The organism is Pseudomonas oligotrophica, from assembly GCF_021726475.1.
Taxonomy (GTDB): domain Bacteria; phylum Pseudomonadota; class Gammaproteobacteria; order Pseudomonadales; family Pseudomonadaceae; genus Stutzerimonas; species Stutzerimonas oligotrophica.
This window is the reverse complement of the sequence record NZ_JAKJRU010000003.1, coordinates 95423-107610: the sequence shown is the minus strand read 5'-3', so window position 1 is coordinate 107610 and position 12188 is coordinate 95423. Positions and strand designations below refer to the sequence as shown.

The window sequence follows — 12188 nt, the reverse complement described above, 5'->3', positions numbered from 1 at the left end:
CCGGGCGAGGTCCAGGAAGCTGCAAGACTTCTCGACGGCCAACGGCGCCGCCTCGCCTTCCAAGCTGCCGCATCCATTCTCGACACCTGAGCAGGAGATACATCATGGCTTTCGAATTGCCGCCGCTGCCTTACGAAAAGAACGCCCTCGAGCCGCACATGTCCGCCGAGACCCTGGACTACCATCACGACAAGCACCACGCCGCTTACGTGACCAACCTGAACAACCTGGTCCCGGGCACCGAGTTCGAAGGCAAGGACCTGGAAAGCATCATCAAGACCTCCTCCGGTGGCATCTTCAACAACGCCGCCCAAGTCTGGAACCACACCTTCTTCTGGAACTGCCTGGCACCGAACGCCGGCGGCCAGCCGAGCGGCGCCCTGGCCGATGCCATCAACGCCTCCTTCGGCTCGTTCGACAAGTTCAAGGAAGAGTTCACCAAGACCGCCATCGGCACCTTCGGCTCCGGCTGGGCCTGGCTGGTGAAGAAGTCCGACGGCAGCCTGGGCCTGGCCAGCACCATCGGCGCCGGCAACCCGATGACCGCCGGCGACAAGCCGCTGCTGACCTGCGACGTCTGGGAGCACGCCTACTACATCGACTACCGCAACGCCCGTCCGAAGTTCGTCGAAGCGTTCTGGAACCTGGTCAACTGGGACTTCGTGGCGAAGAATTTCGCCGGCTGAGCCTGACCTCGCCCGCGGTTTGCCCGGCCGGCCGCGCGGCAACCCTGAAATGCCCGTTTCGTCAGAACGGGCATTTTTCATTTAAGAAGCGCCCCCTGACGGCCGCTAACAACAGGACCGGCAGGACGCGGTTCCTGCCACGAACCGATAACAACAAGAGGTTTGTCACACGAGCTTGCCGTGCCTTTGACGAGATGGGCTGCACTGCCAATACTCGTCAGCCATGCACAGGCGCGGAGAAAGGTAATCCCCTTGAAGTTGGAACTGCGCAACAGCCTGTCACGAAAGCTCCTGCGAGTAGTCCTGCTGTCGGCCCTGGCGGTCGGCCTGGTACTCAGCTGCGCGCAGATCATCGTCGGCGCCTACAAGGTGCGCCACCTGATCGCCGATGACGCCCAGCGCATCCTGCGCATGACCCGCGATCCGTCCACCCAGGCGATCTACAGCCTCGACCGCGAGATGGGCCAGCAGGTCATGGAAGGGCTGTTCCAGCACGAATCGATCCGCCTGGCCATGATCGGCGCGCCCGGCGACGAGCCGCTGGCCAGCAAGAGCCGGCCACCGCTGGAGCTGCCGCTACGCCGCTTCACCGATGCGATCTTCGGTGCCGAGCAGCAGTATTCGGTCGCCCTGATCGGCCAGCCGCCCTACAACGAGCACTATGGCGAGTTGCGCATCACCCTGGACACCGCCCGCTACGGCGAGGAATTCCTCGACGACTCGGTGGTGATCATCATCGTCGGCATCCTCCGCGCGCTGACCCTCGGCCTGATCCTCTACCTGATCTACCAGTGGCTGCTGACGCGCCCGCTGACCAAGCTCATCGAACACCTGGCGCACATCAACCCGGACCGCCCGGGCGAGTACAAGCTGCCGCTGCTCAAGGGCCACGAACGCAACGAGCTGGGCCTGTGGGTGGAAACCGCCAACGGCCTGCTCAGCTCCATCGAGCACAACATGCGCCTGCGCCAGCAAGCCGAGAGCAGCCTGCAGCGCCTGTCGCTGTACGACCCGCTCACCGGCCTGCCCAATCGCCAGCAGCTGCAGCGCCAGCTCGAGCACATCCTCGACGAAGCCCGCCGCCAGCAGGGCAAGGTCGCGGTGCTGTGCCTGGGCCTGGACGATTTCAAGGACGTCAACGAGCGCTACAGCTACCAGGCCGGTGACCGCCTGCTGGTGGCGCTGGCCGAGCGCCTGGGCGAGCTGAGCGGCCACCTCGGCACCCTGGCGCGCCTGGGCGGCGACCAGTTCGTGCTGGTGCTCAGCAGCCTGGAGCAGCCCTACGAGGCGGCCGAGCTGGCGCAGAAGGTGCTCGACGAGCTGGAAAACCCGGTGCCGATCGACGACCAGCAGGTGCGCCTGCGCGCAACCATCGGCGTGACCCTCTACCCCGAGGACGGCGACAGCCCGGAAAAACTGCTGCAGAAGGCCGAGCAGACCATGACCCTGGCCAAGAGCCGGGCGCGCAACCGCTACCAGTTCTACGTCGCCAGCATCGACCAGCAGATGCGCCAGCGCCGCGAGCTGGAGACCGAGCTGGGCGAGGCGCTCAAGCGCGGCGAGTTCTACCTGGTCTACCAGCCGCAGGTGGACTATCGGCTGCACTGCATCACCGGTGTCGAGGCACTGATCCGCTGGAAGCGCCCGGATGGCAAGCTGGTGCCACCGGATGTGTTCATCCCGCTGGCCGAGCAGAACGGCAGCATCCTGGCGATCGGCGAGTGGGTGCTCGAGGAGGCCTGCCGCCAGCTGCACGAGTGGCGCAGCCAGGGCCTGACCTGGCTGCGGGTGGCGGTCAACCTGTCCTCGGCGCAGCTGCACCATCGCGACCTGCCGGCCCGGGTCGAGCAGCTGCTGCAGCGCTACCAGCTGCCGGCCGAGACGCTGGAGCTGGAAGTCACCGAGACCGGGCTGATGGAAGACATCCAGGCCGCCGCCGAGAACCTGCACAACCTGCGCCGCTCCGGCGCGCTGATCGCCATCGACGACTTCGGCACCGGCTATTCGTCGCTGAGCTACCTGAAGAGCCTGCCGCTGGACAAGATCAAGATCGACAAGAGCTTCGTCCAGGACATCCAGCGCGACGGCGGCGGCGCCACCATCGTGCGGGCGGTGATCCAGCTCGGCAAGAGTCTGGGCATGACGGTGATCGCCGAAGGCGTCGAGACCGACGACCAGGAGCGCTACCTGATCGCCGAAGGCTGCAACGAGGGCCAGGGCTACCACTACAGCCGGCCGGTCACCGCCGACGAGCTCACCCCGCTGCTGCAGCACTCGCGCCAGCTCGAGCGGCTGGACGGCTCGACCATCCCCTGAGCCTGGCCGGCGCCGCACGGCCAACCTTGCGCATGATCAAGCTTTGCCTTTGCACAAAATGCAAATCTTTCGCATTATTACCAGCCCGACGGCGCCACGCCCGTCAGATGCTGACGTCGAATGCAAAAGGATCCCGCTCATGCTACGCACTCCCACCTGGGCAACCGTTACCCTGCTGGCCCTTGCCGTCTCCCTGGCCGGCTGCGAAAAAGAAGAGCCGCTGAACCAGACCGCCGCGCCCCAGGCGACCACCCAGGCGCCGGCGGCCGAGGCCGCGCCGAAGCTCGATGACACCGCCGCCAAGGCCGTGGTCAACCACTACGCCGACCTGGCGCTGGCCGTGTTCAGCGATGCCCACGCCGCGGGCGTCAAGCTGCAGCAGGCGGTCGACGCGCTGCTGGCCAACCCCGGCGAGGAGACGCTGCAGGCAGCCCGGCAGGCCTGGCTGGCCGCCCGGGTGCCCTACATGCAGACCGAGGTGTTCCGCTTTGGCAACGCGGTGGTCGACGACTGGGAAGGCCAGCTCAACGCCTGGCCGCTGGACGAAGGCCTGATCGACTACGTGCAGGGCGACTACCAGCACGCGCTGGGCAACCCGGGCGCCACCGCCAACATCGTCGCCAACCGCGAGATCCAGGTCGGCGAGGACAAGATCGACGTCAGCGAGATCACCGGCGAGAAGCTGGCCAGCCTGAACGAACTGGCCGGCTCGGAGGCCAACGTCGCCACCGGCTACCACGCCATCGAGTTCCTCCTCTGGGGCCAGGACCTCAACGGCACCAACCCCGGCGCCGGGCAGCGCCCGGCCAGCGACTTCGTCGAGGGCGAGGGCTGCAGCGGCGACAACTGCGACCGCCGCCGCGCCTACCTGAAGGCCGCCACCGACCTGCTGGTCAGCGACCTGGCCGAGATGGTCGGCCAGTGGCAGGCCGACCAGGCCGACAACTACCGCGCCTCGCTGCTGGCCGAGTCCGCCGGCAACGGCCTGCGCAAGATGCTCTTCGGCATGGGCAGCCTGTCGCTCGGCGAGCTGGCCGGCGAGCGCATGAAGGTCGCGCTGGAGGCCAACTCCACCGAGGACGAGCACGACTGCTTCAGCGACAACACCCACAACTCGCACTTCTACAACGCCAAGGGCATCCGCAACGTCTACCTGGGCGAGTACCAGCGCATCGACGGCACCACGCTGAGCGGCCCGAGCCTGTCCTCGCTGGTCGCCGCGAGCAGCCCGGAGGTCGACAGCACGCTGAAGACCGACCTGGAAAGCACCGAGGCCAAGCTGCAGGTACTGGTGGAAAGCGCCAACAACGGCGAGGCCTTCGACCAGCTGATCGCCTCGGACAACGCCGAAGGCCAGGAAAAGGTGCGCAACGCCATCGCCGCGCTGGTCAAGCAGACCAGCGCCATCGAGCAGGCGGCCGCGGCGCTGGGCATCTCCGATCTGAACCCGGATACCGCCGATCACGAGTTCTGATCACCTGGGGGGGCGGGCAAGCCGCCCCCTTCGTTCCCGCAGCCTGTTTACGATGCTCACCGCTCTGATCCAAGCGGCAACAGCCTGCTAAGATTCCCGTCCTGCCCCTGTCGGTCCGTCATGCGCCTTCTCGCCCGTCTTGCCTTCGCAGCCTTCGCCGTCCTTGGCGCCTCGGCCTGCGACTCCCCTGCCGATCCCTTCGCCCAGGCCGAGCCCGGCGAGGCGTTGAGTGGCGGGGCCACCAGCGTGCGGCGCTTCGACCAGAACGCCTACTCGCTGCCCTCGGCGAACCTGTCGCCCAGCCGGCGGCTGGATTTCAGCGTCGGCAACAGCTTCTTTCGCAATCCCTGGGTCATCGCACCGGCTACCACCACGGCACGCGACGGCCTCGGCCCGCTGTTCAACACCAACGCCTGCCAGAGCTGCCACATCAAGGACGGCCGCGGCCATCCGGTGCAGGACGGCGCCGCCAGTGCCGTCTCGATGCTGGTGCGGGTGTCGATCCCGGCCGGGCCGCAGCACGCCGAGGTGGTGCGCCGGCGCGGCATCGCCCCGGAGCCGAACTACGGCGGCCAGCTGCAGGACATGGCCGTCCCCGGCGTGGCCCCCGAGGCGAAGATCCGCCTGGCCTATGACCACCATCCGGTACGCTTCGCCGACGGCAGCGAGGTCGAACTGCGCAAGCCACGCCTGCTGCTCGGCGCCCTGGGCTATGGCGAGCTGCATCCCCAGGCCCTGTTCTCGCTGCGTGTCGCGCCGCCGATGATCGGCCTCGGCCTGCTCGAGGCGATTCCCGAGGCGGCGCTGCTGGCCAACGCCGACCCGGACGATCGCGACGGCGACGGCATCTCCGGGCGGCCCAATCGCGTCTACGACCAGGCCAGCGGCGAGACGGCCGTCGGCCGCTTCGGCTGGAAGGCCGGGCAGCCCACGCTCAACCAGCAGAACGCCGATGCCTTCTTCAACGACCTGGGCCTGAGCAGCAGCCTGCTCGGCGGCAACAGCTGTACCGAGGCACAACGCGCCTGCGCCGGCATGCCCCACGGCGGCGAGCCGGAGGTCAGCGACCACATCCTCGCCCAGGTACTGTTCTACACCCGCAACCTCGCCGTGCCGCAGCGCCGCGAGGTCGAGCATCCCGAGGTGCTTGCCGGCAAGCGCCTGTTCCACCGCGCCGGCTGCCAGGGCTGCCACACGCCGCAGTTCACCACCGCCAGCGCAGGTGTCGAGCCGGAACTGGCGAACCAGCTGATCCGTCCCTATACCGACCTGCTGCTGCACGACATGGGCGACGGCCTGGCCGATGGCCGTCCCGAGTTCGAGGCCAGCGGCCGCGAGTGGCGCACGCCGCCGCTGTGGGGCATCGGCCTGACCCAGGCGGTCAACGGGCATACCCAGTTCCTGCACGACGGCCGTGCGCGCAACCTCATGGAAGCGATCCTGTGGCACGGTGGCGAGGCCGAACGTGCGCGCCAGGCGGTCCTGCAGTTCGACCACCAGGAGCGCGCCGCCCTGCTGCGTTTTCTCGAATCGCTCTGACTCCACCGCCGCGGCCTGGCCCGGCACACGACCTGAAGAGGACATATGGCACCTAGATCCGCTCTTCGCAGCCTCACCGGCGCGCTGCTCGGCAGCCTGCTGCTCACCGCCTGCACGCCGGCCGACCCGCTCGCCGGGACCAGCAAGGCGCTGACCGACCGGGTGCTGCTGCCAGCCTATGCGAACTGGGCCGAGCAGAACCGGCAACTGGCTTCCAGCGCCAGCGCCTACTGCGCCGGCGAGCAGCCCCTGGAGCAGGCGCGCCAGGCGTTCGTCCAGGCGCAGACCGCCTGGGCCGCGCTGCAGCCGTTGCTGATCGGCCCGCTGGGCGAAGGCAATACCGCCTGGCAGGTGCAGTTCTGGCCGGACAAGAAGAACCTGGTGGCGCGCCAGGTCAATCGCCTGCTCGACGACAAGCCGCAGCTCGGCCGCGCCGACCTCGACCAGGCCAGCGTGGTGGTCCAGGGCCTGAGCGCCTACGAGTACGTGCTGTTCGACCCGCAGCTGGACATGGCCGAGCGCGCCACCCAGGCGCGCTACTGCCCCTTGCTGGTGGCCATCGGCGAGCACCAGCAGCAGCTTTCCGCGCGCATCCTCGAACAATGGCAGGCCAAGGACGGCATGGCCGCCCAGCTCCAGGCCTTTCCCAGCAGCCGCTATGCCGAGCCGCGCGAGGCCATCGCCGAATTGCTGCGGGTGCAGGTCAACGGCCTCGACGGGCTGAAGAAGAAGCTCGGCGCACCGCTGGGCCGGCAGACCAAGGGGCATCCGCAGCCGTTCCAGGCCGAGGGCTGGCGCAGCGCGACCACCCTGGCCAGCCTCGACGCGGCGACCGCCTCGGCCGAGCGCCTCTGGCAGGGCGGCGAGCGTGACGGGCTGCGCGCGCTGCTCGGCGACGACCAGCGCGCCCTCGCCGAGCGGATCGACCAGGGCTATGCCGGGCTGCGCCAGGGCATCGCCGCACTCGAGCGGCCGTTCGCCGAACTGCTCGCCGACCAGGCCGGCCGCGCGCAGCTGGCGGCGCTGTACAAGCAACTCGACGACCTGCATCGCCTGCACCAGGGCGAACTCGCCCGCGCCCTGGGCGTACAGATCGGCTTCAACGCCCACGACGGAGACTGACGCATGAAGCGCCGCACCCTGCTGGGCCTCGGTTCCACCCTGCTCGCCGCCGGCGCGATCGGCGGCTGGGCCATCGGCCGCCGTGGCGACCAGCCCGTGCTGTTCTCCGCCCGCGACGACGCCGACGGCCGCCACTATGCCGTCGGCTACCGCCTCGACGGCAGCCGCCTGTTCGCCACTCCGGTCGGCGAGCGCTGCCACGACGTCTACGTCCACCCGCACCTGCCGCTGGTGATGTTCGTCGGGCGCCGCCCGAGCCGCGAAAGCTACCTGCTCGACAGCCGCGACGGCACCCTGCTGCAGGTGCTCGAGACCGCAGCCGATCGCCACTTCTACGGGCACGGCGTGTTCCATGCCAGCGGCGACTGGTTCTACGCCACCGAGAACGACACCGCCGCCGCCGGGCGCGGCGTGCTCGGCGTCTACCGCGTCGAGGAGCGCCGCCTGCAACGGGTCGGCGAGCATCCCACCCACGGCATCGGTCCGCACCAGCTGCTATGGATGCCCGACGGCGAGACCCTGGTGGTCGCCAACGGCGGCATCCGCACCGAGGCTGACAGCCGCGAGAAGATGAACCTCGACGCCATGGAGCCGAGCCTCGTGCTGCTGCGCCGTGACGGCACGCTGATCAGCAAGGAGCAACTGCCCGAGCAGATGAACAGCGTGCGTCACCTCGCCGTCGCTGCCGACGGCACCGTGGTCGCCGGCCAGCAGTACGAGGGCGACCCGCTGGACCGCGCCCCGCTGGTGGCGATCAAGCGGCCCGGCCAGGCCTTCCAGGCATTCCCGCTGGGCGAGCAACAGCGCCAGGCGATGAACCAGTACACCGCCAGCCTGGCGATCCACGACGAGCTGCGCCTGCTGGCGGTGACCGCGCCGCGCGGCAACAGCGTGTTCTTCTGGGACCTGGACAGCGCCGAACTGCGCCAGCAGGCGCACCTGCCGGACTGCGCCGGGGTCGCCGCGGTGGCCGACGGTTTCGTGGTCAGCTCCGGCCAGGGCCGCTGCCGGCTGTTCGACTGCCGCGGCCCTGGCATCGTCGCGCAGCCGCTGGACCTGCCGGCAGGGCTCTGGGACAACCACCTGCGGGTCGTCTGAGGCCGGCGAGCGCCCCTGGCGCGCACGGCCTACGAGGCAACCGCGGCAGTTCCGGCACGCATAGGGTGCGCCATGCGCACCAGCCGCCCGACTTCTGTACGCGCGTTCCCTGCGGGGCGTACCTACCTGCAACTCCCTCCCGATCGAAACGGCCCGGGGCTCTGGGACGCCCCTTTGCACCGGGGCCGATTCAAGTTCACCGGCCCTCGGCCGACTAGGAGGGACCGGGCGCGCCGCCCGCTCCCGCCGATGTCCCGAGGTTCATCCATGTTCGATACTTCCCTGCGTGCCAAGCTGCTCGGCCTGATCGGCGGCAGCCTGCTGGTCCTGCTCTGCATCGCACTGCTGTGCATCCACCTGCTGTCGCGCCAGGTCACCGAGCTGGCCGGCGTGCTCGATGGCCCGATCCGCCAGTCACAGCTGATCGACGGTGCCAACCTGGAGTTCAAGACCCAGGTGCAGGAGTGGAAGAACGTCCTGCTGCGCGGCCGTGATGCGGCCCAGCGCGAGCGCTACTGGCAGCAGTTCCAGGCCCAGGAGGCCAAGGTCCAGCAGACCCTCGGCGAGCTGCTTGGGCGTCTCGGCGAGGATCCGGCGCTGGCCGCCACCGTGACCCAGCTGCGGGATGAGCACCGCCGGCTGGGCGCCGCCTATCGCCAGGGCCTGGAGGCATTCGTCGCCGCCGGCTACGACCCGGTGGCCGGCGACCAGGCGGTGGCCGGCATCGACCGCGCCACCAGCAGCCAACTCGCCGAGCTGGTCACGCAGATGGAGCGCCTGGCGGCGCAGTCCTCCGACTCGCTGCGCAAGCAGGCCGAGACCGCCGCACTGACCGGCCCGCTGCTGATGCTGGGCGCCAGCCTGCTGGTCGCCCTGCTGAGCCTCTGGCTGGTCAACCGCAACCTGGTCTCGCCGATCGGCCGGCTCATCGCACATATCAGCGAGCTCAGCCACGGCCGCTTCGGCGTCCGCCTGGAAGTGACGCGGCGCGACGAGCTTGGCCAGCTGGCGCGTGCCGCCAACACCCTGCGCGACTTCCTTGCCGAGACCTTCAACCAGCTGCACCAGGGCGCGAGCAACCTGGACAGCGCCAGCGGCGAGCTGAACGCCATCGCCACGCAGATGGCCGGGGGTGCCCGCGAGCAGTTCGAGCGCACCGACCAGGTGGCCACCGCCATGCACGAAATGTCCGCCACCGCCCAGGAAGTCTCGCGACATGCTGCCGAGGCGGCGCAGGCAGCCGATGCGGCCGACGAGTCGGCGCAGCGTAGCGAAGCGGTGATGGCCTCGACCATCGAGACCATCACCCGCATGAGCCGCGAGATCGCCACCACCAGCGAGGTGATCGGCCGGCTCGAGCATGACAGCGGGCGCATCGGCAAGGTCCTCGAGGTGATCCGCGGCATCGCCGACCAGACCAACCTGCTGGCGCTGAACGCGGCCATCGAGGCGGCGCGCGCCGGCGAGGCCGGCCGCGGTTTCGCGGTGGTCGCCGACGAGGTGCGCACTCTGGCCCAGCGCACCGCCGAATCCACCGCCGAGATCCACCAGATCATCGCCACCGTGCAGCAGGGCGCCGCCGATGCGGTGAGCGCGGTGGACAACACCCGCGAGCATGGCGACGCAGGCCTGGCGCAGGTCACCGAGGCCGGACAGGCGCTGCAGCAGATCGGTCAGGCAGTCGAGGCGATCCGCGACATGAACCGGCAGATCGCGACCGCCGCCGAGGAGCAGACCTCGGTGGTCGAGGACATCTCGCGCAACCTCACCGAGATCACCGCCATCGCCGAGGGCAACCAGCACAACGTCGAGCGTACCGAAGGTGCCAGCCGCAACCTGCACGGCCTGGCCCTGCAACTCAATGCGGTCACTGCCCGCCTGGGCAGCTGAGCGCCCGGCTCAACCGCGCTGGCCGAGCTGCTGCGAGAGGCCGTAGAGGAACAGCAGCAGGTCGGCGTCGGGCCTGACCTGCAGCGCCATGCGCTGGGCGGGCGGAACCGGACAGTGGTCGCGGTCGAGGTTGCCGCGCACCACGGTCGGCGAGGGTTCGTTCCAGGCGGCGAAACACAGCGATGCGACGGCCAGCGCGCCGACGAGGAAGACTCCTCGTGCAATTTCAAGCTTCATCGCGCAAGTCCTTGAGAGTAGGGACTCTAGTGACCGTAGCCCAAGGGTTTTCGTGCCGCTGGAATTGCGACCAGCGGTCGCCTGGCATCGCGCCGGTTTTCTTGCGGGCATGAAAAACCCCGCACGCGGCGGGGTTCTTCGGGAGCGGAGGGCTCAGCGGCTTACATCATGCCGCCCATGCCACCCATGCCGCCCATGTCCGGCATTGCCGGGGCCGGCTTGTCTTCCACGATCTCGGCAACCATGGCCTCGGTGGTGACCATCAGGCCACCGATGGAGGCAGCAGCCTGCAGCGCGGAACGGGTGACCTTGGCCGGGTCGAGGATGCCCATCTCGATCATGTCGCCGTAGACGTCGGACGCGGCGTTGAAGCCGTAGTTGCCTTCGCCCTGCTTGACCTTGTCGACCACCACGCTCGGCTCGCCACCGGCGTTGGCGACGATCTGGCGCAGCGGAGCCTCGACGGCGCGACGCAGCAGCGCGATACCGACGTTCTGGTCTTCGTTGTCACCCTTGAGCTCGGAGATGGCCTGCAGCGCACGCACCAGGGCCACGCCACCGCCAGGCACCACGCCTTCTTCGACGGCCGCACGGGTCGCATGCAGGGCGTCTTCGACGCGGGCCTTCTTCTCCTTCATCTCGACTTCGGTACCGGCACCGACCTTGATCACGGCAACACCGCCAGCCAGCTTGGCCAGGCGCTCTTGCAGCTTTTCCTTGTCGTAGTCGGAGGTGGTGTCTTCGATCTGCTTGCGGATCTGCGCCACGCGAGCCTCGATGTCGGCCTGGGCACCAGCGCCGTCGATGATGGTGGTGTTTTCCTTGTTCAGCACGACGCGCTTGGCGTTACCCAGGTGCTCCAGGGTAGCGGTTTCCAGGCTCAGGCCGACTTCCTCGGAAATCACGGTACCGCCGGTCAGGATGGCGATGTCCTGCAGCATGGCCTTGCGGCGATCGCCGAAGCCCGGCGCCTTGACCGCGGCGACCTTGACGATGCCGCGCATGTTGTTCACGACCAGGGTGGCCAGGGCTTCGCCCTCGACGTCCTCGGCGACGATCAGCAGCGGGCGGCCGGACTTGGCGACGCCTTCCAGCACCGGCAGCAGTTCGCGGATGTTGGAGATCTTCTTGTCGACCAGCAGCAGCAGCGGGTTTTCCAGCTCGGCCACCATGGTGTCCGGCTTGTTGATGAAGTACGGCGACAGGTAGCCACGGTCGAACTGCATGCCCTCGACGACCGACAGCTCGTTCTCGAAGCCCGAGCCTTCCTCGACAGTGATCACGCCTTCCTTGCCCACGCGCTCCATGGCCTCGGCGATGATCTGGCCGATGGACTCGTCGGAGTTGGCGGAGATGGTGCCGACCTGGGCGATGGCCTTGGAGTCGGTGCACGGCTTGGCCAGGCTCTTCAGCTCGGCGACGATGGCGACGGTGGCCTTGTCGATGCCGCGCTTGAGGTCCATCGGGTTCATGCCGGCAGCGACGGCCTTCAGGCCTTCGTTGACGATGGCCTGGGCCAGCACGGTGGCGGTGGTGGTGCCGTCACCGGCCTCGTCGTTGGCCTTGGAGGCAACGTCCTTGACCAGCTGGGCGCCCATGTTCTCGAAGCGGTCCTTCAGCTCGATTTCCTTGGCAACGGAAACGCCGTCCTTGGTGATGGTCGGAGCGCCGAAGCTCTTCTCCAGCACCACGTTGCGGCCTTTCGGGCCGAGGGTGGCCTTGACCGCGTCGGCCAGGACATTCACGCCGACCAGCATCTTCTTGCGGGCGGAGTCACCGAACTTGACTTCTTTAGCAGCCATCTTGATTGATCCTCAATTCGTGAA

Annotated in this window: 9 protein-coding genes; 7 read left to right on the top strand and 2 right to left on the bottom strand. The window is 68.5% G+C overall.

The genetic code is table 11. The annotated features are described in order from the left end of the window. The first annotated feature begins 104 nt into the window (after nucleotides 1-104). The 7 genes from L3N39_RS07490 (at nucleotide 105) to L3N39_RS07460 (ending at nucleotide 10125) form a co-directional block, all read left to right on the top strand. Nucleotides 105-686, top strand: coding sequence for a superoxide dismutase (locus L3N39_RS07490; protein WP_237256707.1), 582 nt, complete (start codon nucleotides 105-107; stop codon nucleotides 684-686). A 252-nt stretch (nucleotides 687-938) separates the two neighbouring features. Further along, nucleotides 939-3002 (top strand): putative bifunctional diguanylate cyclase/phosphodiesterase, encoded by a 2064-nt coding sequence (locus tag L3N39_RS07485; RefSeq protein WP_237256706.1) that lies wholly within the window; start codon nucleotides 939-941, stop codon nucleotides 3000-3002. Between the two features lie 139 nt (nucleotides 3003-3141). Then, nucleotides 3142-4476 (top strand): imelysin family protein, encoded by a 1335-nt coding sequence (locus L3N39_RS07480; RefSeq protein ID WP_237256705.1) that lies wholly within the window; start codon nucleotides 3142-3144, stop codon nucleotides 4474-4476. Nucleotides 4477-4596: 120 nt separating this feature from the next. After that, complete coding sequence (locus tag L3N39_RS07475) at nucleotides 4597-6015, top strand: di-heme oxidoreductase family protein (RefSeq protein ID WP_237256704.1); 1419 nt, start codon at nucleotides 4597-4599, stop codon at nucleotides 6013-6015. A gap of 45 nt (nucleotides 6016-6060) precedes the next feature. Then, nucleotides 6061-7137, top strand: a complete 1077-nt coding sequence (locus L3N39_RS07470; protein WP_237256703.1) for an imelysin family protein — start codon at nucleotides 6061-6063, stop codon at nucleotides 7135-7137. Nucleotides 7138-7140: 3 nt separating this feature from the next. Further along, the gene (locus tag L3N39_RS07465) at nucleotides 7141-8235 is read left to right on the top strand and encodes a DUF1513 domain-containing protein (RefSeq protein WP_237256702.1); all 1095 of its coding nucleotides are present in this window, start codon (nucleotides 7141-7143) and stop codon (nucleotides 8233-8235) included. 267 nt (nucleotides 8236-8502) lie between these two features. After that, nucleotides 8503-10125, top strand: coding sequence for a methyl-accepting chemotaxis protein (locus L3N39_RS07460; protein WP_237256701.1), 1623 nt, complete (start codon nucleotides 8503-8505; stop codon nucleotides 10123-10125). Between the two features lie 9 nt (nucleotides 10126-10134). Here L3N39_RS07460 and L3N39_RS07455 read toward each other — a convergent pair whose 3' ends face one another. Continuing rightward, a complete protein-coding gene (locus L3N39_RS07455) occupies nucleotides 10135-10362 on the bottom strand; it encodes a hypothetical protein (RefSeq protein ID WP_237256700.1) in 228 nt (75 codons plus the stop codon). 161 nt (nucleotides 10363-10523) lie between these two features. After that, nucleotides 10524-12164, bottom strand: a complete 1641-nt coding sequence (groL, locus tag L3N39_RS07450; protein WP_237256699.1) for a chaperonin GroEL — start codon at nucleotides 12162-12164, stop codon at nucleotides 10524-10526. Between the last annotated feature and the right edge of the window lie 24 nt (nucleotides 12165-12188).